General features: G+C 51.6%; 20 protein-coding genes. 10 read left to right on the plus strand and 10 right to left on the minus strand.

Going from position 1 to position 20764, the window contains the following annotated elements; genetic code table 11:
* Window positions 1-401: 401 nt before the first annotated feature.
* Window positions 402-2138, minus strand: coding sequence for a pyruvate dehydrogenase complex dihydrolipoamide acetyltransferase (locus tag J3P34_RS20155; protein WP_210490437.1), 1737 nt, complete (start codon window positions 2136-2138; stop codon window positions 402-404).
* 137 nt (window positions 2139-2275) lie between these two features.
* Window positions 2276-2890: a histidine phosphatase family protein gene (locus J3P34_RS20160; RefSeq protein WP_210490438.1), complete on the minus strand. Its 615-nt coding sequence runs from the start codon at window positions 2888-2890 to the stop codon at window positions 2276-2278.
* 52 nt (window positions 2891-2942) lie between these two features.
* On the opposite strand from J3P34_RS20160, the gene J3P34_RS20165 reads away from it, so the two are divergent.
* The 10 genes from J3P34_RS20165 (at window position 2943) to gldC (ending at window position 13375) form a co-directional block, all read left to right on the plus strand.
* On the plus strand, window positions 2943-3362 hold the full coding sequence (locus J3P34_RS20165; protein ID WP_210490439.1) for a hotdog fold thioesterase: 420 nt from the start codon (window positions 2943-2945) through the stop codon (window positions 3360-3362).
* Window positions 3363-3369: 7 nt separating this feature from the next.
* Window positions 3370-4587: a chorismate-binding protein gene (locus J3P34_RS20170; RefSeq protein ID WP_210490441.1), complete on the plus strand. Its 1218-nt coding sequence runs from the start codon at window positions 3370-3372 to the stop codon at window positions 4585-4587.
* The gene (gene menD, locus J3P34_RS20175; RefSeq protein ID WP_210490442.1) at window positions 4584-6296 is read left to right on the plus strand and encodes a 2-succinyl-5-enolpyruvyl-6-hydroxy-3-cyclohexene-1-carboxylic-acid synthase; all 1713 of its coding nucleotides are present in this window, start codon (window positions 4584-4586) and stop codon (window positions 6294-6296) included. The genes J3P34_RS20170 and menD overlap by 4 nt, the downstream gene beginning before the upstream one ends.
* Window positions 6297-6361: 65 nt before the next feature.
* Window positions 6362-6838, plus strand: coding sequence for a DoxX family protein (locus J3P34_RS20180; protein WP_210464483.1), 477 nt, complete (start codon window positions 6362-6364; stop codon window positions 6836-6838).
* A gap of 294 nt (window positions 6839-7132) precedes the next feature.
* Window positions 7133-7606 carry a DoxX family protein gene (locus J3P34_RS20185; protein WP_345890385.1) on the plus strand — a complete coding sequence of 158 codons (474 nt, stop codon included), beginning with the start codon at window positions 7133-7135 and terminating at the stop codon, window positions 7604-7606.
* Between the two features lie 109 nt (window positions 7607-7715).
* Window positions 7716-8540: a 1,4-dihydroxy-2-naphthoyl-CoA synthase gene (gene menB, locus J3P34_RS20190; RefSeq protein WP_210490443.1), complete on the plus strand. Its 825-nt coding sequence runs from the start codon at window positions 7716-7718 to the stop codon at window positions 8538-8540.
* Window positions 8541-8750: 210 nt separating this feature from the next.
* A complete protein-coding gene (locus J3P34_RS20195; protein WP_210490444.1) occupies window positions 8751-9845 on the plus strand; it encodes an AMP-binding protein in 1095 nt (364 codons plus the stop codon).
* 319 nt (window positions 9846-10164) lie between these two features.
* Window positions 10165-10932, plus strand: coding sequence for a hypothetical protein (locus J3P34_RS20200; protein WP_210490445.1), 768 nt, complete (start codon window positions 10165-10167; stop codon window positions 10930-10932).
* A gap of 409 nt (window positions 10933-11341) precedes the next feature.
* A complete protein-coding gene (gene dnaN / locus J3P34_RS20205; protein ID WP_210464487.1) occupies window positions 11342-12466 on the plus strand; it encodes a DNA polymerase III subunit beta in 1125 nt (374 codons plus the stop codon).
* A gap of 546 nt (window positions 12467-13012) precedes the next feature.
* Window positions 13013-13375 (plus strand): gliding motility protein GldC, encoded by a 363-nt coding sequence (gene gldC / locus J3P34_RS20210; protein WP_394344096.1) that lies wholly within the window; start codon window positions 13013-13015, stop codon window positions 13373-13375.
* 65 nt (window positions 13376-13440) lie between these two features.
* Here gldC and J3P34_RS20215 read toward each other — a convergent pair whose 3' ends face one another.
* The 8 genes from J3P34_RS20215 to J3P34_RS20250 all read right to left on the minus strand — a co-directional run bounded on the left by J3P34_RS20215 (window position 13441) and on the right by J3P34_RS20250 (window position 20593).
* Entirely contained in the window at window positions 13441-13920 is a 480-nt protein-coding gene (locus J3P34_RS20215) for a hypothetical protein (RefSeq protein WP_210490446.1), read from the minus strand.
* Window positions 13921-14145: 225 nt separating this feature from the next.
* Window positions 14146-14682 carry a dCTP deaminase gene (gene dcd, locus J3P34_RS20220; protein WP_210464489.1) on the minus strand — a complete coding sequence of 179 codons (537 nt, stop codon included), beginning with the start codon at window positions 14680-14682 and terminating at the stop codon, window positions 14146-14148.
* A 206-nt stretch (window positions 14683-14888) separates the two neighbouring features.
* On the minus strand, window positions 14889-15872 hold the full coding sequence (locus tag J3P34_RS20225) for a glycoside hydrolase family 5 protein (RefSeq protein ID WP_246853820.1): 984 nt from the start codon (window positions 15870-15872) through the stop codon (window positions 14889-14891).
* Window positions 15873-16073: 201 nt separating this feature from the next.
* Window positions 16074-16361 (minus strand): GIY-YIG nuclease family protein, encoded by a 288-nt coding sequence (locus J3P34_RS20230; protein ID WP_210490448.1) that lies wholly within the window; start codon window positions 16359-16361, stop codon window positions 16074-16076.
* 25 nt (window positions 16362-16386) lie between these two features.
* Complete coding sequence (locus J3P34_RS20235) at window positions 16387-18321, minus strand: sialate O-acetylesterase (protein WP_210490449.1); 1935 nt, start codon at window positions 18319-18321, stop codon at window positions 16387-16389.
* Window positions 18322-18448: 127 nt separating this feature from the next.
* Complete coding sequence (locus tag J3P34_RS20240) at window positions 18449-19321, minus strand: alpha/beta hydrolase (RefSeq protein ID WP_210490450.1); 873 nt, start codon at window positions 19319-19321, stop codon at window positions 18449-18451.
* A gap of 59 nt (window positions 19322-19380) precedes the next feature.
* On the minus strand, window positions 19381-19782 hold the full coding sequence (locus tag J3P34_RS20245) for an acyl-CoA thioesterase (protein WP_210490452.1): 402 nt from the start codon (window positions 19780-19782) through the stop codon (window positions 19381-19383).
* A 112-nt stretch (window positions 19783-19894) separates the two neighbouring features.
* The gene (locus J3P34_RS20250) at window positions 19895-20593 is read right to left on the minus strand and encodes an SDR family NAD(P)-dependent oxidoreductase (protein ID WP_210490453.1); all 699 of its coding nucleotides are present in this window, start codon (window positions 20591-20593) and stop codon (window positions 19895-19897) included.
* Window positions 20594-20764: the final 171 nt, after the last annotated feature.

Raw genomic sequence — 20764 nt, forward strand, 5'->3', positions numbered from 1 at the left:
TCGTTTTTGAAAATGAGCCTAAAATAGGACGTAGGGGCAATCCCTTGTGGTTGCCCTAACGCATGCCATTGCAGCTGAGTTGTTGGTGATAACACCAACAACGGCGATTTTACCAACAATTGTAAAATCATAAACAACCACGCATTCCGTCCCCCTTTGAAGGGGGTAGGGGGATGACGAAGCCGCTTCAAGAGCTGTCCTGCTCTTGCTACATGAATAAGGGCAACCACAAGGGATTGCCCCTACATCAATATCAACTAATGGATGATCTCCATTCTCGGTTTAGGGGCCGTTTTTATAAAAATACACCTAAAACAAAAGAGCCGAAGGATTTCTCCCTCGGCTCTTTCTTATATCAGGTTCGTGTACTAATCACGAACAACTAATCACTTATTACTAAATCACACCAGCATTCTCACCGGATCTTCCAGGAAACCTTTCAGGGTCTGGAGGAAGGCGGAACCAACGGCGCCGTCTACCACACGGTGGTCGCAGGAAAGGGTTACTTTCATTACGTTGCCGATCTGGATCTGCCCGTTCTTCACCACCGGGGTTTGCTTGATGCCGCCTACGGCCAGGATACAGGCATCTGGTGGGTTGATGATGGCAGTGAATTCTTCAATCCCGAACATACCCAGGTTGGAGATGGTGAAGGTACTGCCTTCCCAGTCAGCCGGCTGGAGTTTCTTGGATTTGGCTTTTCCGCCCAGGTCTTTCACTTCGGCAGAGATGGTGGACAGAGATTTTTGATCGGCGTTGCGGACAACTGGTACCAACAGACCTTCTTCCACGGCAACGGCCACGCCAATATTCACCACGTTGTTATAACGGATCTTGTCGCCTAACCAGGAGGAGTTCACAGCTGGGTGCTTGCGCAGGGCAGCGGCAGCGGCTTTGATCACCATGTCGTTGAAGGAGACTTTCACCGGGGCCACCTCGTTCATGCTCACGCGGGCTTCCATGGCTTTGTCCATGTCTATCTCCATGGTCAGGTAGAAGTGCGGCGCGGTGAACAAGCTTTCTGACAGACGGCGGGCAATCACCTTGCGCATCTGCGATACCGGAACCTCGGTGAAGGCTTCGCCGGTTTGAACCGGAGCGGCTATCTGCGGAGCAGGTGCAGGAGCTGCGGCTTGTGGTTGGGCCTGAGGAGCGGCTGAAGGTGTGAAGTTCTCCACGTCACGCAATACAATGCGGCCGTTCTCGCCCGAACCTTTCACCTGGGCTAGGCTGATGCCTTTTTCCTGGGCAACTTTCTTGGCCAGCGGAGAAGCCAGCACGCGACCCTGGTTCGCAGTGGAACCAGCGGCACCCGCTTCTACACCCGGACCTGGTACCGGAGCACCAACGGTCTGGTTTACGCCGTCACCGGACAGGGACTGCGCGTCTGATTTATGGTTCTCGGCACGCGTAACTTCCTCAATGGAGCCAGTCATTACATCCGGACCTTTGTCTTCTGCTTTACCGCCCGATGTAGCACCGCCGTTGAGCAGGGCCTGGTAATCGGCACCGGCTTCACCAATGATAGCCAGCACGCCGTCTACCTGTACGGAGGCACCAGCCTCAACGCCAACATATAGGAGGGTACCGTCTTCATAAGACTCCAGCTCCATGGTGGCTTTGTCGGTCTCTACCTCGGCCAGCAGGTCACCTGATTTCACTTTGTCGCCCACTTTCTTGTGCCAGGCAACAATGGTGCCTTCCTGCATGGTGTCGCTCATCTTAGGCATGCGTACCACTTCAGCATTCACCTTAGCGGCAGGGGCTGTCTGAGCAGCAGGAGCAGGAGCAGGAGCAGGAGCAGGCTCCGCTTTGGGGGCTTCGGCTTTAGGGGCTTCTTCTTGTTTGGGGGCAGGGGCGCCACCGTTCACTTCGGCCATGAGGCCAGAGATATCTTCACCTTGTTTGCCTATGATGGCCAACACGCCATCAACAGGAACAGATTCACCATTTTTCGGGCCGATGTACAGTAACGTCCCATCTTCATAAGACTCCAATTCCATGGTTGCCTTATCGGTTTCCACTTCGGCTAGAACGTCCCCAGATTTCACAGAGTCACCAACTTTCTTTAACCATGAGGCAATGACCCCATCGGTCATAGTGTCACTCATCTTGGGCATTCGGATGATTTCGGCCATAGTTTTTTGCTCGGTTTTAAGGCCTCAAAAATAGAGGCAAAAATGCTGTAATACAAATATGCTTTTAAGAGAATCTATGCCGGTTTTTGGCTTGTTTATAATAAATAGGCCCAAAAACGGGAATGTTGTTCTTTTTTCTAGGTTAAATGTGAGACATCGGCAAAGCGCTCAACCCAGAACATAGAGCCCGTGAAATTGAGCTCGTAAAGGCAAAGGTTCTGGTGCACAAACCTATCCATCTGGCACAAGGGGTAACGCAGCAACTGGGCCAGCAATACCCGCATGGCGCGGCCATGCATGCAGATGAGGATGGTCTTCTCCTCAGGGCGGGAAAGGATAAGGTCAATAACGGGTCTTTGGCGGTCGGCCACGTCCTGCGGGCTTTCGCCGCCTTCAATGGGCACGTGCGTCTCGCCCTCCTGCCAGCGCCGAAGCATGTCATAGTAGTAGGCGTCTTCCTCGGGGGTGATGCGGGAGCCCTCACGGGTGCCCCAGCAGATCTCGTTTAGGCCGCTGTGCCGCACATGCGGGATGCCCAAGTCAATGAAGCCCTGCACAGACTGCACGCTGCGCTGCAGCACGGAGGTGTATACCTTGTCAAAGGCCACGCCCTGGTACGCCTGGAAGAACCTTTCAGCTTGCCAGAAGCCGGTTTCGTTGAGGGGACTGTCCACACCGCTGCCCTGCACAATCCCCTGCAGGTTGAGGTCAGTTTGGCCGTGGCGGACGAGGAAGATTTTTTTGAGGCTCAATTTTACGCTAATTTGCAGGCCCTAAGATAGGCCATAATTACGAGAACTACGGATGAAAAGACGCCCCGATGTGACCCTGGAACAGCTAAATGCCTGGAATAAAAACACCTTGGGCGAGCACCTGGGCATGGAATACACAGAGATTGGCGATGATTACCTTGTCGGGCGCATGCCCGTAGACCACCGCACACACCAGCCGCTGGGATTGCTGCACGGCGGCGCCTCGGTGGCCCTGGCTGAGACCTTGGGCAGTGTGGGGGCCACCATGTTCCTGGACCTGGAAAAACAGTACTGCGTTGGGCTGGAGATCAACGCCAACCACATCAAGAGCGTGCGCAGCGGCTACGTGTACGGCAAAGCCGCCGCCCTGCACATTGGCCGTAAGACCCAAGTCTGGGAAATACGTATTACCTCCGAGGCCGGTGATCTGGTCTGCATCAGCCGCATCACCATGGCCGTTCTGGATAGATAAATTGTTCATGCCCCTAACCCAACCTTCTGTTCCCCCAATTTCTTTCGCTTCTTCCTCTGAGGAAACTGCTTTCAGGATTTTCAGGGCGGCGCTGGCCAGTAACCTGCCGGTAGCGCTCTGGCGATTGCCCAACACCAAAGAAGTGCAGGTGCTGGTGGCCGCCCAGGTGCAACAGAACCTGCCGCCCCTGGAAGGTCCGCAGCGAGGCTTCGCCTTCTGCCCCTTTCAGGCCTCGGCCACCACGCCCAACACCTTTCTGCCCGCTGACCTTTATTTCTCCGGCAAAGCCGATGCTGCCCCGGAAAAAGGTGAGACCGAGCTGCCCACCTGTTTCTATGCCTATTTAAAGAAAGCAGACCGAAAGCAGAAGGAAGACTTGCCGTGGCCCAGCCACCCAGAAGGGGCTGAGAAGTCCATTGCCCGAGATGCCTTTGAACAGACGGTGACCACGGCGGTGAAAGCCATGCAGGCCGGATGCCTGGAGAAAGTGGTCTTGTCGCGCACCAAAACGCTGCCGCTCTTCAATGGCTTCGGTCTGCTCACCGCCTTCACCCAACTAACCAGACTCTACCCAACGGCCTTTGTATCCTTAGTAGCTATCCCTGGTTTGGGAACTTGGCTGGGCGCTACGCCCGAGCTCTTGGTGCAGATTGACCGGCATAGAGTATTCCGCACGGTGGCCCTGGCCGGCACGCAACCCATTACCGATGGGCTCACGCCCGCTGATGCCATCTGGCGCCAGAAGGAGATTGAGGAGCAAGCCCTGGTGCAGCGGTACGTGGTGAGTTGTTTCAGGCATCTGCGCCTGCGCGAGTACGTGGAAATGGGACCCCGCACCATCATCGCCGGGAACCTCTTGCACCTGCGCACGGATTTCAGTGCGGCCATGGACGAGGTGGGCTTTCCTAAACTAGGTACCCAGATGCTGGAACTGCTGCACCCTACCTCAGCGGTAGGAGGTATGCCCAAGGCGGCGGCCCTGCAGATGATAAATCAACTGGAACTACATGACCGCCGTTACTACAGCGGCTTTATGGGCCCGGTGCAGCTGGGTCAGGAGACGAACCTGTTCGTGAACCTGCGGTGCGTTGAGTTGGGGCAGGACACCGTCACGGCCTACGCCGGTGCCGGCATGACCGCCGATTCTGTGCCGGCCAAAGAGTGGCTGGAAACCGAGCTCAAGATGCAAACCGTGCTCCGTCTTTTTCAAGCGTCTGAATCATGATTTTACAATCCGTTATAGATATTGCCGAAATCTGCGCCCGCAAAGGAGTGGAGGATATAGTGCTGTCACCGGGTTCCCGGTGCGCACCTTTGACGCTGGCCTTTGCCCGCCATCCGCAGCTACGGGTGCGCACCGTGCCTGACGAGCGGAGCGCCGCCTTCATTGGCCTGGGCATCGCGCAGCGGACGGGCAAGCCGGTGGTACTGGTCTGCACCTCGGGTACCGCGGCCTACAACTATGCGCCCGCCGTGGCCGAGGCCTTTTACCAGAACATCCCGCTGCTAGTTCTCACCGCTGACCGCCCCCCCGAATGGATCGATCAACTGGACGGCCAGACCATCCGGCAGGCGCACATCTACGGTGGTCATGTGAAGCGAAGCTTTGATTTTCCGGTTGATACAAAGCACGCTGATTCCCAGTGGTATGCTGCCCGTTTGCTCAATGAAGCCTTGAATGAAGCAGTAGCCTTTCCAGAAGGTCCGGTGCACGTGAATGTCCCCCTACGGGAGCCCTTTTACCCCGAGCCGGACGAGGAGTTTGCCTATTCCGCCGACGTGAAGATCATTGAGGAACTGCCCTCGGGGTACGGGTTGCCCGCCCAGGCCTGGGAACAGCTGAAAACAGAGCTAAAACAGTACCGAAAAGTGCTGGTTGTGGCCGGTCAGGGTAGGAGAGATGATGCTTTGCACGACGAGATTGTGCGGTTCTGCCGAGCCACCGGGGCCGTCTTCATCACCGATTCCATCAGTAACCAACAGGTAGCCGGGGAGACCATCAATTACCACGATGTTTTCCTTGGCGCCAAGCACCTGCACACCGCTGAGGCACTTCAAGCAGATTTATTGATTACTTTCCATAAATCTCTGATTTCTAAAAACCTGAAGCTGTTCCTGCGCAAGCAGCAGCACCTGAAGCACTGGCACGTGCAACCGGCCGGCATGGTCGCAGATACCTTTCAGTCCCTCACCCGCGTCATCAGGACTACCCCCCAGGATTTCTTTGCGCAGGTAGGCCAAAACGGAGCAGGTTTACAGGTTTCACCAGCCTTTACCAACGCTTGGTACGAACTGGAAATGCAGGGTAAAGCGGTTTTGGAGCGTTTTCAGGAAAACAGCCCTTTTTCGGAATTCCAGGTATGCCACCAGGTGCTCAGGAACCTGCCCCAGTACAGCCTGCTGCACCTGGCCAACAGCATGAGCGTGCGGTACGCCAACCTCATTGGGGTAGCCGGATTGGAAGGAGTGGAGGTGTTTGCCAACCGCGGCACCAGTGGGATTGACGGCAGTACCAGCACCGCCGTAGGATCGGCGCTGAGCACTGATAAACTGGTGGCCCTGCTCTCCGGCGACATGGCTTTCCTGTATGACCGTAATGCCCTATGGCACAATTACCCTCCCCAGAACCTCAGAATTGTGGTGCTGAACAACCACGGGGGCGGTATCTTCAGGATGATTGAGGGACCACGGAGCCAGCCGGAGTTACGGCCTTTCTTTGAAACTGACCAACGGCAGACGGCCCAGAAAACCGCCGAAGACATGGGGTTAACCTATACGCGGGTGACGGATTTAGCCTCCCTGAAAGCGGCGCTGTCCAATTTCTTCAGCCTTTCCGCAGGACCACAATTATTGGAGGTGGAAACCAGCAGCCTAGAGAATTTTGCAGTTTTTGAAGACTACAGAAAACAGGTGAATTCCAGCATAGGGCTTTGAGCCTCAGGAGCTTGAAATTTAACGCTTTCTTTGTTGACTAAGCCAAAAATTAGTCGTAACTACCATTGGAGACGCTGTATAATGGCGGTATTATTGTGGAGTTTACAAAGAACGTAGAGAAATGGCACCACAAGCATCATGTGGTCCTGTATGATTACGGAAGAATAGCTTTGGGCTGTTTTCTGGTATTCAAAGGCATCTCTTTTCTGTTTAACATCACTGCCCTGGAGCAAATCCTCCTGGATAGTAAGCTGTATGAAATGGCCACTTTCCTGGCCTACACTGTGGTAATAATCCATATTGTGGGCGGGGCCATGATTACAGTGGGGTGGCAAACCAGGTTGGCATTGTTGTTACAGATTCCTATTGTGTTTAGTGCATTGTTGTTTTTTACGCCTAAGCATGACTTTTTTTCCTTATACTCTCCGTTTGCGGTAACTATTTACACGCTGCTTTTCTTGCTCTTTTATTTAGTAGGTGGTGCGGGTTACTATTCTTTTGACCACAGCAGAGCCTACAGATACAGAAAGTCTTCTAGATAGGCAGCCGGTCACCTCCACCTTAGCTACTCTACCTCTGGTGGTAGAGGTGACCTGCATTGAAACACATACTTCTAAGATATCCCACTCATGCCTTCTGCCAGGATCACCGGTTTAGCCGGAAGGTGCTGGTAGAGGGCTATGATCGTTGCTCCCTCTGAAATCCTGAGGAATGTTGCCGCTGACCCCAAACGCGGAATAAATCAGAACTCAGGGAAAAGTTAAGTTGGTTATTATAATATATTAATATTCAACGTATAATATACTTGGAGGCGCTGATTTAACGGCGATACAAAAATGATGAATTGGGTACAACAAGTAGACCGGTGGCAAAACGAGCACCGGCCCGTGGCCTATGACTACGGAAGGATCATCCTGGGCCTTTTCATCTTCTACAAAGGCCTCACGTTTATTGCAGACACTGACGCGTTGGCGCAGATCATTGAGAACAGCCAATTTCACTGGGTAGCCCTGGGGCTGGCGCATTATGTGGCGTTCGCGCACCTGGTAGGTGGCCTCTTGATAGCCATTGGGTTGATTACCAGGGTGGCCATCGCGTTCCAGATTCCTATCCTGATTGGGGCGGTTTTCTTCTTTAACCCAGACCAGGGATTCTTCTCGGTTAACGCTCAGTTCGGGATCTCACTCATTACCCTTATTGCCCTCATCTTTTACTTTGTGGGTGGTTCTGGCTACTATTCTGTAGACCATAGGTTTGAAGTGAACGAGAGGAGGCTGCAAGAGAAGAAACGGATGCAAAACAACCTTTGATGGTGGGGTAATGTATTAGGGTGGAGCGCAAATCTGCGTAAACCTTTGCAATTTCCTGCAAGGGCACAGTACCTTTACGCCCACATTGTTCCACCCAAACCAGAGGTTCATGCAAAGTAAATTCAACTGGACTACGCTTAAAGAATACCAAGAGATACTTTTTCAATTCTATAACGGCATCGCCAAAATCAGCATTAACCGGCCGCACGTGCACAACGCTTTCACGCCCCGCACCGTGGCTGAGATGATTGATGCCATGAACATCTGCCGCGACAACCCAGAAATTGGGGTGATCATCTTCACCGGCGAAGGCGGCAAGGCTTTCTGCTCGGGCGGTGACCAGAGCGTGCGCGGCCATGGCGGCTACATCGGTGAGGACACTGTGCCGCGCCTGAACGTGCTGGACCTGCAGATGCAGATCCGCCGCATCCCTAAACCGGTGATTGCCATGGTGGCGGGTTGGGCCATTGGCGGTGGTCACGTACTACACGTGGTGTGCGACCTTTCAATAGCTGCAGATAATGCCCGTTTTGGCCAGACTGGCCCTAAAGTAGGTTCCTTTGACGGAGGTTTCGGGGCATCTTACCTGGCCCGCATTGTGGGACAGAAAAAGGCCCGCGAGATCTGGTTCCTCTGTGACCAGTACAACGCCCAGGAGGCTTTGGACATGGGCTTAGTGAACAAAGTAGTGCCGTTGGAGCAACTGGAAGAAACCACCGTGGAGTGGTGCGGCAAAATCCTGGAGAAAAGCCCGCTGGCCCTGCGCATGCTCAAAGCTTCTTTCAACGCCGAGCTGGACGGACAGGCTGGGGTGCAGCAGTTGGCCGGAGACGCCACCTTGCTTTATTACCTCTCAGACGAAGCCAAAGAAGGCAAGAACGCATTCCTGGAGAAGCGCAAACCAGACTTCTCTAAGTACCCTAAGTTCCCTTGATGGTAGCAATAAGCACGTATCAGGTACCAAGACTTAAGTAGTGGTGCCTGGACGGATACCAGATAATATGCGGAGCAGTTCTGAAATAACTTCAGGGCTGCTCCGAAACTTTTTTAGTCCCCTCTCTAGTAAGAGAAGGCATCGGTAAGAAGATTGTTTCTTACTTTGTTTATCGTGATACCTGATACGCACTATGTGCTACCCAATACCATGCCCGACCACCTGCTCCTGAATGGCAAAAAATTCTTTTTAGACGAGATCCAGCATTACTCTTTCCGGGAGAGCATTCCCATTGACGGGTATGAGGCCAAGACGCTGGAGTTCTGTAAGCAGTGGCTGCAGGGCGTACAGGAATATCCCGTACAGACCTCAGGGAGTACCGGTACCCCGAAGTTCATTGAACTCACCCGCGATAGGATGGAGGCGAGTGCCCGGCGTACCCTGCGCATCTTCAATCTGGAGCCAGAAGACCGGGTGCTGGTGTGCATGAATACCGAGTACATTGCCGGTATGATGATGCTGGTGCGCGGTTTGGTGGGTAACCTGCACATGACCATTATCGAGCCCATCGGGAATCCATTAGCCAGCGTAGACCCGGAGGCCGAGTTTGATTTCATTGCCATGGTACCGCTTCAGTTACAGACCATTCTGGAAGGCACACCGGGAAAGATAGAGAAACTAAACAAAATGAAAGCCATTCTGCTGGGGGGCGCCGCCATCAGTAAAACCCTGGAAGAAGCAGTTCAGCCCCTGGAGGTGCCGGTGTACCAAAGCTATGGCATGACCGAGACCATTTCCCATATTGCCGTCCGCCGCCTGAATGGACCGGAGAAAACCGATTACTATACAGCCCCGTCGGAGGTGACGCTGGGCCAGGATGAACGGGGCTGCCTCACCATCTCGGCGGAGGTAACGGGCGGTGAAACCCTCGTCACCAATGACCTGGTGGAACTATTAGTGAACAACTCTTTCCGGTGGCTAGGCCGCGCCGATAATACCATCAACTCGGGAGGGGTGAAAGTGCAGCTGGAGAAAGTGGAGGCAGCCTTAGGAGATGCCTTGGCTGGTTTGGGTATCTCGCGCCGCTATTTTGCCGCGGCCTTGCCAGATGAAACCCTGGGTGAACGCCTCATCGCCGTACTGGAGGGAAGCCCCCTCACCGATGAGGTTGAAACCAACCTCAAAGGCAAACTCACCGAAGCCCTGTCTAAGTATGAAATCCCCAAGCACTTTGGTTATCTGCCCCGCCTGCCTGAGACTGCCACCGGCAAGATAGACCGGCGCGGAGGCATGGCTTTGATCTAGCCTTTTTGGCCTGTTTTTCAGAATAAAGCTATAAACAACCAGGTAGTGATGTGAAAGGCAGTGGTTGAGGAGTTTGCTAATCAGCTAGCTGGGTTGGGTCTGCCAATAATCGGTCTGATTAGACTAAATATCCTAACGGTCAAATACCCTGTTTAAGAGAGAGTTGCCATAAGATTAATGCTATTTTTTTAAATAGTAAAATTTTAAATGACTGTGAACTAGATGTATATAGGTTGGTTGAGTTAAATTAGTTATAAATAGCTTTCCTTTTTTCTGAGAAATCGTAATAGGAGCAGCACACTTTAGTACTTCTTCTGTTATGAAACATTTTTTATCTCTGACGTGTCTTTGCCTGGCTTCTTCCTTCTTGTTTTCCTGCGAAAAAGAAGAGGTGGAACCAACCTTACAGGCGACTTCGGTTTACGAGGTCCGTACCGCTGGATGTATCAACTTTTCCTATTTCAATAAACTCTCCGGTACCGTTAACTTCGGCACAGCCAACGCTGATAAAATTCTGGTTAGGTTCGCTGATGGACTGTCTTTGGAGGCTCGGCGGCAGGTGTTGAGCAGATATCCGCAGTTCCATAGCATAGAAGGAGAGATTGCGTTGGACTCTGGTATCTTAACGGTAGTGCGTTTAGTGCCTAATGCAGAATGCGGCGATGCCGAGCGGTTTGGCCTGAAATTGCTCCGGGAAGGCACAGTTACCTATGTGGCACCGTTCTTCAACCGCACCTCGGCAGATCCCGAGGAACCCTTTATCGGTTTGTCTAATGAGTTCATGGTGTCCATTGAACCCGGTAAGATGGCGCAGTTAGAACAGCTGATTGCCCAAACCAGAACCAGCATTGTCTTCTCTTTCTCTGACGAGGTTCACGTGCTCAGCGCCGATAAAAACTCCTCTGCTAGTATTCTGGAGATCCTCACTTTGTTCAACCAGCAGGATTTTGTCTCCAGTGCCGAGCCCAACCTGGTGTACAGTTTCCCTACTACCCCAGAAGGCTCTATGAACGCCCAGACATCTAAAAAAATGAAGATGGCTTCCTGGAAGGCCGCCAAAGGGGAGAAAAAGAATAAACAGCGATAATCTTTGAATGCAACAAAGAATACAGCCGAAGCCCTAAAGGTCCCAGCAGGATTCTTTGTTTTGCCCCTGGGGCTGGAGGCTGGTGAGGATAATTGGACTGGAAACAGCTTTTTATAGTGGTTTTCTCTTGGAGCGCATCCTTGATTATTAGAAGGACAATCCCTCAATCTATGCTTTAATAAAGCAGGTTTGGAAAGGCAATACCTTTTGGTGAAAATGAATAAGTAAGTGTAGAAATAGGTAGGATTTAACCCGGAGAGAAGTCGTTAGTCCGTTTAGGGCAGGTTTTTGGGAAAAGAGGCTTAAAACGGTGGTTTGGCGGAAACAAAAACGCCCCCTGGGATAGGAAAAAATCCTTTTTTGGTTAACTTTGCCCGATAAAGCTCCTTATCCAAACCTACTATAACGGATGAAATTCATTGTATCTTCTACGGCGCTGCTGAAGCAGCTTACTAGCATCAACGGGGTAGTGGCCAACAACCCGGTGGTGCCGATTTTGGAGAACTTCTTGTTTGAGATCAACGACGGCGTCCTGACCATCACGGCAAGTGACCTGGAAACCTCCATGATCACGGAGATACACGTGGAAGCCCGCGAGAACGGCCGCATCGCCGCGCCGGCCCGTATCCTGATAGATACCCTGAAAAACCTGCCAGACCAGCCGGTAACCTTCACCATTGACGAGGAGACCTACACCATTGAGATCAGTTCTTCCAATGGCCGTTACAAACTCTCTGGTGAGAACGCCACCGATTTCCCTAAGGTACCAGTGGTGCGTGGCGGCAACGCTATTGAGATCCCTTCCAATGTGCTAGGCCGGGCCATCAACAAAACCATCTTCGCGGTGAGCAATGATGAGTTGCGCCCAGCCATGACCGGTATCTTTGTGCAGTTGAACAGCGGTAACATCACCTTTGTGGCCACAGACGGACACCGCCTGCTACGCTACCGCCGCCAGGATGTGAGCAGCGACAACGCCGCTTCCATCATCATCCCTAAGAAAGCCTTCAACCTGCTCAAGTCCACGTTGCCTAATGAGGCCACGGCGGTTAGAGTAGAGTTCAATACTTCCAACGCGTTCTTCAGCTTCGATAACATCAGAATGATCTGCCGCCTCATTGACGAGCGCTACCCAGATTACGAGAATGTGATTCCGGCTCAGAACCCCAACAAACTCACCATTGACCGTTACGATTTCCTGAGTTCAGTAAAACGTATCTCCATCTACTCAAACAAAACCACCCACCAGGTACGTCTGCGCATCACCGGCAGCGAACTGCAGATCTCTGCTGAGGACCTGGATTTCTCCAACGAGGCCAACGAGCGCCTCACTTGCCAGTACGACGGCGAGGACATGGAAATCGGGTTCAACGCCAAGTTCCTCACCGAGATGCTGAGCAACATAGACTCAGACGAGATCACCCTTGAGCTGTCTACGCCAAACCGCGCCGGCTTGCTTATGCCATCTACCAACGATGACGAAGAAAGCATCCTGATGTTGGTGATGCCGGTTATGCTCAACAACTACGTGTAAGCGTTAAAGTTACTTAAGAATACAGAAATCCTGCCCGGCGTAAACCCAGGCAGGATTTTTCTTTTTATGCTGATATGGAAAAATGACCCTTGAAACAGAAACGCAGGGGATTCGCATCTTGAAGTAAACTACTTTGTGCCCGGGAATCTCCACTCATTCCGTCCCCCTTAGAAGGGGGTAGGGGGATGATCACTCGTGCAGATCATGGCATTCCCGAAATGTAGGTGCAATCCCTTGTGGTTGCCCTTGGATGAGGAGCACCTTTGAAGTCTCCGGTCTGTAGAAAAGCAAATCGGTTCTCCAAGCGCCTTTGTCATCCCCCTACCCCCTTCAAAGGGGGACGAAATGCGTGCACAACATAACGGAGAGACAGCCAGTGGTTACTATATGGATTGTACCTATTTGTGTCATTCCTGTTTAGAGGCTGTTTACCGGAAAAACGGCCCAAAACAGAGCCGTTGTTGAAAAGCAAATTCTTGTATCCGCAGAACTCCGAAAAACATTTACCTTTGTGCTTTGAACGAAGCGCCGGTGGCGTGAAAGACCATGAAACAAATGAAAAAATCAGAGATACACTTCAGCATTGCCTTAGACGAGCAGCGGGTTCCGGAGGCCATCAGTTGGACCGCTACCGATGCCGGTAATGACATTCACTTCGCCAAAGCCATTAACATTTCCCTGTGGGACCGCAACGACTCCGGCACCATGAAGATTGACCTTTGGACAAAGGACATGCCAGTTGATGAGATGAAATACTTCTACATTGATACCATCGGGGCGATGGCGCAAAGCATTGAAACGGCAACTAATGACAAGCTGATGGCCGAGAAAATGCGCAGCCTGTGCCAGGAACTTATGCAGCACGTTGAAGAGCAGCAGAAACGTAACGCGGCCCAGAACCCGCAGTAATCTGTGATTTATACAAACAAAAAAGCCGCTCCCTGGAGCGGCTTTTTTGTTTGTATAAAATCTATTTAGTTACGGGGAGAGGCTTCTCTGATCACCGCTGTCTCTGGCTGAGGGAAGGTACGTTTGGCGTCTGTCTTGTCCTGGGCCACCAGGGTTTTGGCCGCCTTGCCGTTTTCTTTTTCTAACTGCAGGGCATAGGCGCGGTCATAGCTGTTGAAAGACTTACGTGCACCGTAGTAGCGAGAGTATTGGGCCGTGCTTAAAACCTTTTCCAAGGCCGCATCACGCTCTTTACACACCCCATTGATACATCTTTCCAGCTCGGCCGGGTTGTTAGCGTATTTGGTCTCAAAAGCGATCATTTTGTGGGCATTGGCCAGGTTGAGTTCTCTCAGCTTTCTGGACTGATAGTTGTTCAGCTGCAGCTCCCTAATCATTTTGTCTGACAGGTTCTTGGCGCGTTGCTCGGCGGTTCCGCCGTTTTGGGCAAACGAAGCAAAACTTACGGAGAGAACAAGGGCCAAAGTATACACTAATCTTTTCATAGTTGTTCAGTTTTGAGAGTTACTACACAATTCCTGTGCCATCTATTTTAGAACAAAACCGATGGCGAAAAAGTTGAATCTCTGTAAAAAAGAACGTGCCACAAGCCACTTTGTTTCCTTTTTACGCCACTATAAATAGCTGAAAATAAAGTTCTTCCTGTACTACAAGCCTTATGTGAGATTTATACAAAAATCTGGTGCAGAAGCCTTGAAAAGCGGAAAAATCTAAAATTTGTTCTTCCACATCATAGATTCCACCGGGTATACAGAGCGCTGGTTGTACTTGGCGTTGCTCTTCTGGTTATAGTAGTTCTCAATACCGCCGTTCACCACAAAATAGATCAGCTGCCCAATAGGCATGTTGTGGTACACGCGCACTTTCTGGCTCACCGAAATTTCCAGGGTCCAGTTGTTGCAGAAGCCCACATCGCCTTTGCCGGCTGTGGCATGGATGTCAATGCCTAAGCGACCAACGCTGGATTTACCCTCCAGGAAAGGCACGTGGGCGTGGGTCTCGGTATACTCCTCGGTAACTCCCAGGTAAAGTCTGCCGGGCTCCAGAATGTAGCCTTCCTCCGGGATCTCAAACACCTCTATCTGGTTGTGTTTGCGGGCATCCAGCACCTCGTCTTTGTAAAAAGCTAGGTATTTGCCTAGGTGCACATCGTAAGAGTTAGTACCCAGGCAGGAGCGGTCATAAGGCTCAATAACAATGGTGCCTTTTTCTATCTCTTCCAGAATCTGACGGTCGGTGAGGATCATGCGGGTTGGTAGCTTAAAATAAAGATGCAAGGTACGCGTAAAATCCGGTTCTTGCCACGGGTGCCGCAGCGGAGAACCGTTTTTGCCCTGTTTCCCCCAAAAGAAGCCTAAAACGCCCGGCAGCTCCTTTTCTTAGAAGGGTTTACCGGGCGTTTTGGCAGAAACAGCCTACAAACATGAGGGCCGTTTACTTTGAAAGAGGCTTGTTACTTGCTGGCGGTTTTCGTTTTCTTTACCGGCTGGGCAGCATAGCTCTTAATGAGCGCGCGGCTTTTTAGGCCCGATGGTTTTAGGTCGCTGTCTTTCCATTGGCCGGTAGCAGAAGCAGAGGGCAGCAGCACTGAGCAGGTTTCGTCTTTATCAGAGACTGACCAGGTAATCCAGCTGATCTTGCGCTGCTCGGCCCAGTCCAGCCATTTCTTCCATTCCTCCTCGTTCAGAGGCCCGTTACCCGTGGCCTCCATGCCCGCCGATTCTGAGATGAAAAGCGGCAAGCCCTTGCTCAAGGCATAATCGCCTCGGTCGCGGAGTTCCTGCTTATGGGTGGCGGCGTAGAAATGCAGGGTGTACATGAGGTTCTTCACGCCCTTGATGGGGTTATCGGCCGCCACGTGCACGTCCTGGTCCCATTGCGGCGTGCCTACCAGAATGAGGTTATCCGGGTCTACAGCCCTGATGGCGGAGATCACTTCCTCAGAATAGGCTTTTACCTCGGGCCAGGTTTCCTGGTCGGGCTCGTTGAAGATCTCATAGATCACGTGCGGGTTCCTGCCGTAAGTCTGGGCCATCTCGGTGAAGAATGCCTTGGCCTCCGGCAGGTTGATGTTGTGGCTGTGCCAGTCAATGATGACGTAGATGTTCTCCTTAATGGCGCCGTCTACCACCGCTTTGATTTTCTCTTTGGACCAATCAGGTTTTTCCAGGTAACCGTTCTTCGGCTCTATGCCCATCGCGGCCCTGATCACGTTGATGTTCCAGTCCTTGGCCAGCCAGCTCACCGTTTGCGGGGTGTAGAAGCGAGGCCAGAAGTTATGCCAACCAAAGCTCATACCCCTGAGCATCACGGGTTGGCCTTTCTGATCTATGAGTTGGGTGCCTTTTACGTGCAATGCGCCATGGTTCTTCACCGCTTGGGCGGGCGCTAAAAGGCTGGTGCCTGCCAGGAGGAGCGTAGGAATTATCTTATTCAAAGACATAGGTACAGTGGAGGTTGAGCCTCAAAGAAAGAAAATTATGCCTTGCAGGGTATAACACTCCTTTAGCATTTCTTTTACCAGATTAGAGTTGCCAACAAAGCCTTGTAACATAATCAAAGATTTAATCTTAAGGTATAGTTTTAGTGTTTTATGTACAATTTGGGAAAACAAGGGCCAGAACTTTACGAAGGCGCCTTAACCCTGACGCTTCAACTTTGGCCACCTATTGTAACCTACGGCAGGATCATTGACGTTGAAAGCTCTGATGAACTCTATTTCCTTTTCAGTGATTTCCTTGACAGATGCTACTTCAGATTGCCACAAAATTTCTTTTCTGATGGTGAAATCCATTCTCTGTTCTCTGGTGAAATCCTGGGCTATCAATTCATTGCTGGCGCTTCCGAAATAGTTAATACTATCTGTGCGGTCCTGGCCGATGTAAATTTTGCCATTAGGATACGTTATTTTGTAAATGACCTGCATAGGAAAATTGTTTTAACTTAAGGAATTACTTTACCTCGGCCGTATTCCAGTTATCGGTGCGGAAGGGGATAGCGGGCAAGCCCTCCTTGTTGATCAGGTTGCACGCTGGGTTATCGGCCCAGGCATAGCGTACCGCCACCGGATTCTTCACCTTCTCGGAGCTTACCTTTACCGTGCTTCCGTTAATCACGGCATCTGCCCAATAGAACTTCTGGTCACTCCCGGCAATGGCAAAACCTGTAAGCTTTTCGTTGCCTCTGGTGGCTAAGCCGGAACCTGTCTCGGTGAACTGGATTCTGATCTGGTTTCCTTCTACCTGATGGCTTTGGTACATGGGTCCTGAGGCCTGGATTGGCATTTTGTAGACTAGTTTCTTTGCCACCAGGGCAAGCCTTTGGCCTACCTCTTGCTTGTTTTTGGGGTGGATGTTGTCTGCCTCGCCCAGGTCAATAATGGATGCCATGCCGGTGTTGGGCTGCGCTAAAGCCAGGGTTTGGGCTTCGCGCAGGGTTGCCCAGTTGCTTTGAGAGGGCTCCGGCTGCTGTTTCATATAATTGGCTAGTTGAACATACAGAAAAGGGAAATACCCCTGTTGCCACCTGATGCGCCAGTCATTGATCATCATAGGAAACAAGGTGCGGTAGTCACCTGGGACGTATACATTGTTTTCGCCCTGGTACCAGATCACGCCGTTGATACCGTAGGGGACCACTGGGTGGATCATGGCATTGTAGAGATATGTAGGATATTGGTAGTAGTTCTTGATGGTAGGAAGGGTGGGTTCCAGGTCTCTCTGGTATTTCCAGCCCCCGGCCAGACTTACTTTGGAGACTCCGTCTGTCAGGTACATTTCCTCCGCAGGCGGATTGAAGCCGCCGCCCGACCATAGGAAGGCCATCCTTACCCCGATCACGTTTTTGCCTTGTTTTACCAAATTAGCCGGTAAACGGTAATGGTGGGTGGGGTTGGCATTCCAGACATTTTTAGCGATTTCTTTCCCGTTGAAGTAAACCGAGTAGTTCATCTCAGGGTGACCGAGGTGGAGGGTGACTTCTTTCCCGGCTATGTTTTGGGGAAGGTTGATGGTTTTCCGCAGCCACATCATGCCTTCGTAACCGGGCATGTTCAGGTCTTTAAGGGTGGCGGGCATCATCAGCTCCGGCCATTTAGCATCGTTGAATTTTGGGTTGGGAATGGTTTTATCGGTTTTGTTTTTGGGGTTGTTCACAATGTCCCAGAACCGCACCAGATCCAGGCTGTCTTTGATGAAATGCTTTTCGGTCACTGAGTCATTCTGCAGGACGGTGCGCTGGGTGAGGGGAGAAGAAAGCAACTGTTCCCGGCTAGTCCAGGCCTCCACCGGGGTACCGCCCCAGGTAGACTGGAGAATACCAATGGGTACCTTTAGATCAGCCTGTAGTTCCCGGGCAAAAAAGTACGCTACCGCCGAGGCGGTTTTCACAGTAGTTGAGTCAATGGCTTGCCAAGAGCCGCCCAGCACATCAGATTGGACATTGGTTGTTTTGTTATGGGGTACATTAAAGAACCGGATGTTAGGAGAGTGGGCGTTTTTAATTTCCGTTTCAGCATTCATGGCCTGCTGTACCTGCCACTCCATGTTGGATTGCCCCGAGGCCAGCCACACATCGCCTATCAGCACGTCTTTAAACAAAATTACCGGTTTGGTTTTGTCTTCTTCAGACACCTGCATAAGGTACGGGCCGCCCGCCTGCATCTGGGGCAGATGCACCATCCATTTACCATCTTGGCCAGTAGTTGCCTTAATCTTATGGCCGCCAAATTCCACCGAAACCTGCTTCCCCGGCTGTGCGGTTCCCCAAACCGGAATATTCCGTCCCCGTTGAAGGACCATATGGTCGCTGAAAACCTTGGGTAAACGCACTTGCCCGAAAACCAGGGAATGGGCTATTAGCAGCGAAAGGGTTAAAGCAAACCGCATAAACGATGGTCGGAAGGAAAGCATTGGGTTTTCCATTTTGATGTTCATTTCATGAACCAAATATTTAGGCAAGACGAACCTGAGGTAGTAGCCAAACTCCAAGTCCTACACCAGCGTGAGCATTAAGTTACTTGGCCTCTCTTTTATCAGGATACAACAGCCGCAGCGCGTTGAAGATGGCCTGGTGGGTAACCGTGGCGTGGTCCTCCTCCGGCAAATAGTCATAGTAGACTTTAACCTGGGGGTTCTTGGTCCGGAGTTTTTCTACAAGCAGGTTCGCGTCTACTTCCATCACGTGGGGAATATCGCTGGGCGAAAGTCCTTCTTTGCCCACTCCAATGTAGATGTCTGTTTTCTGGGAGAAGCTGCTCGTAAGTAGGGGAGAGGTTTGGTTTAGGATAGAACCGTTGTCCCACCAGATGCTTGGGCTAATGATGATGTATTTATTGAAAAGAGTGGGTTTCTTCAACAGTAGTTCGGTGACAAAAAGGCCAGCCAGTGATTGCCCAATGATGGTTTTGGCCCCATTGGTACGGTATTTCTTCTCTATGTACGGCTGAAGCTCCTTCTCAATGAAAGCCATGAAGTTGGCCGAGTGCCCGCTGGTTGGGTATCTCTTCTGGTCTTTTTCCAGGGTGGTGGGGTAAGTGAAATCCCTTCTCCGGTCCACGTTGGCAATCCCGACGATAATGGATTTGGGTACCCGGTCTATCCAGGGGAAGTTGTTGAACTGGAAAAGCCCCACCACGTGGATGAAATCCTCCTCGGCAGACCCGTCCAGCAGGTACACCACCGGATATTTGGTGGTGTCTCGCGGGTTATAACCTTCCGGGAGGTAAATGTTCAAGATCCTTTTCTCTCCCAGCTCCTTAGAGGTAATCTCGTCTATTAGCCCCAGCACAAAAGGTTTGACTGTGTCTTTTGAGGTAGAGGATTTCTTTTGGGCGAATGCCGATGCCGTGAAAAGCAGCATGAAATAAACCGGGAGAAGGATTCTCATTTAAAGTCTTGTTTTTGAAAAGTGATGGATTTCTGCAATCTCCGGATGTAAAACCTCTATCACAGCAGATCCAGCATTTCCTGCTCAATGCGTTTGGGGCGCAGGGTACGCGCATCCAACAGGCACCAGGTGGTTTTGGCCGAGGCTAGCAGGTCCTCGGTTCCGGTGCGGTACAGACTCACGAAGCGCTCAAACTTAGCTCCCTGGTGGTCGCCCACCCAGGTGTAGCCAGTGATGGTATCTTCCGCGAAGGCTGGTTTATGGAAATCAATCTCGTGCCGAAGCACCACCCACAGGTATTGCTCTTGCATGTGGCCAGGAGCCACATGCGCCCAATGCGCCGCAGACACCTCCTGCACCCACCGCAAATACACCACATTGTTCACGTGGGCCAAGGCATCAATATCGGCCTCGTTTACTTTTATGTCAATGTTGAATTTGTGCAGGTGTTCTTTGGCCATGGTAAGATTGTAAGCAGAGGTGAGAGTGAATCAAATATAAAGTTCTTTGGAACACTTTTCGTAAAAACAGGCTACAAACCCTTTCTGCTTTTCTGGGGGCAAGAAAGTGATACTATAACCGAATGCTGGACATGCCTCCGTCTACATGCAGGATTTGCCCCGTCATCCAGGAGGATCTTGAGGATAACAGGAAGGCCGCCATTTCCGCGAGGTCTGGGGCGGTGCCCAGCCTTTTCAGAGGATGCCGTTGCGCGTTGGCCTGCGTCTTCTCGGGGGTGTTCAGGTATCTGGCTGCCAAAGGTGTATCGGTGAGGGAGGGCGCAATGGCGTTCACCCTGATGGCTGGCGCAAACTCGGCGGCCAGTGCCCTGGTCAGTCCCTCGATGGCTCCTTTGGAAACAGCCACCTGCGCATGAAAAGGGAAGCCGGTCTGTACCGCCACGGTAGAAAAGAACACGATGGAGGCTGCCCCGGCAGCTTTCAGGTGCGGAAGAACAGCCTGTACTACCTTGATGGCGCCATTCACCTGTAACTGGAAATCGGTCACGAAATCACCGGGTTTGAGGCGGTGGAAAGGAACCAGGTTGATGCTGTCGGGCAGATACACCAAGCCATCCAGCGTCTCTGGCAAAAAGCTCAAATCTGGGTTGTCTTGTAGCACATCCAGAAAATGAAAAGTGGTGTTTGGGTTTTCGGTTTCTACCGGATGTTGGCAATAGGTGGCATAAACGCGGCATACTTCAAGCTCAAGCTGTTGCACTAGTTCTTTCCCGATGCCTGAGGAACCGCCAATAATCAGATAGTTTTTCATGTTTTCCTTTGTGGTTCATGGCTTGTGGCCTTATACCAAAGGAAAACAGATTATCACCAGACAAGTTTTGCGGCAAATCATTGCGGGTGCGATAGAAGAGGAGCCACTCTCTTAAATAGCACTAGGCCTCCGGAAGACCCCTGCTTTGAGCTGAAATTTAAAAAAGAGCCG

Origin of the sequence: Rufibacter aurantiacus (genome assembly GCF_017916345.1) — a bacterium.
Lineage (GTDB): Bacteria > Bacteroidota > Bacteroidia > Cytophagales > Hymenobacteraceae > Nibribacter > Nibribacter roseolus.

What these genes read in the sequence shown, in the direction of transcription:
- J3P34_RS20250 (WP_210490453.1), bottom strand. Translation starts at nt 20,593, where the DNA reads ATGAAAAACTATCTGATTATTGGCGGTTCCTCAGGCATCGGGAAAGAA.
- dnaN (WP_210464487.1), top strand. Translation starts at nt 11,342, where the DNA reads ATGAAATTCATTGTATCTTCTACGGCGCTGCTGAAGCAGCTTACTAGC.
- J3P34_RS20165 (WP_210490439.1), top strand. Translation starts at nt 2,943, where the DNA reads ATGAAAAGACGCCCCGATGTGACCCTGGAACAGCTAAATGCCTGGAAT.
- J3P34_RS20185 (WP_345890385.1), top strand. Translation starts at nt 7,133, where the DNA reads ATGATGAATTGGGTACAACAAGTAGACCGGTGGCAAAACGAGCACCGG.
- J3P34_RS20230 (WP_210490448.1), bottom strand. Translation starts at nt 16,361, where the DNA reads ATGCAGGTCATTTACAAAATAACGTATCCTAATGGCAAAATTTACATC.
- menB (WP_210490443.1), top strand. Translation starts at nt 7,716, where the DNA reads ATGCAAAGTAAATTCAACTGGACTACGCTTAAAGAATACCAAGAGATA.
- J3P34_RS20195 (WP_210490444.1), top strand. Translation starts at nt 8,751, where the DNA reads ATGCCCGACCACCTGCTCCTGAATGGCAAAAAATTCTTTTTAGACGAG.
- J3P34_RS20170 (WP_210490441.1), top strand. Translation starts at nt 3,370, where the DNA reads ATGCCCCTAACCCAACCTTCTGTTCCCCCAATTTCTTTCGCTTCTTCC.
- J3P34_RS20215 (WP_210490446.1), bottom strand. Translation starts at nt 13,920, where the DNA reads ATGAAAAGATTAGTGTATACTTTGGCCCTTGTTCTCTCCGTAAGTTTT.
- J3P34_RS20200 (WP_210490445.1), top strand. Translation starts at nt 10,165, where the DNA reads ATGAAACATTTTTTATCTCTGACGTGTCTTTGCCTGGCTTCTTCCTTC.
- J3P34_RS20240 (WP_210490450.1), bottom strand. Translation starts at nt 19,321, where the DNA reads ATGAGAATCCTTCTCCCGGTTTATTTCATGCTGCTTTTCACGGCATCG.
- gldC (WP_394344096.1), top strand. Translation starts at nt 13,013, where the DNA reads ATGAAACAAATGAAAAAATCAGAGATACACTTCAGCATTGCCTTAGAC.
- J3P34_RS20155 (WP_210490437.1), bottom strand. Translation starts at nt 2,138, where the DNA reads ATGGCCGAAATCATCCGAATGCCCAAGATGAGTGACACTATGACCGAT.
- dcd (WP_210464489.1), bottom strand. Translation starts at nt 14,682, where the DNA reads ATGATCCTCACCGACCGTCAGATTCTGGAAGAGATAGAAAAAGGCACC.
- J3P34_RS20245 (WP_210490452.1), bottom strand. Translation starts at nt 19,782, where the DNA reads ATGGCCAAAGAACACCTGCACAAATTCAACATTGACATAAAAGTAAAC.
- menD (WP_210490442.1), top strand. Translation starts at nt 4,584, where the DNA reads ATGATTTTACAATCCGTTATAGATATTGCCGAAATCTGCGCCCGCAAA.
- J3P34_RS20235 (WP_210490449.1), bottom strand. Translation starts at nt 18,321, where the DNA reads ATGCGGTTTGCTTTAACCCTTTCGCTGCTAATAGCCCATTCCCTGGTT.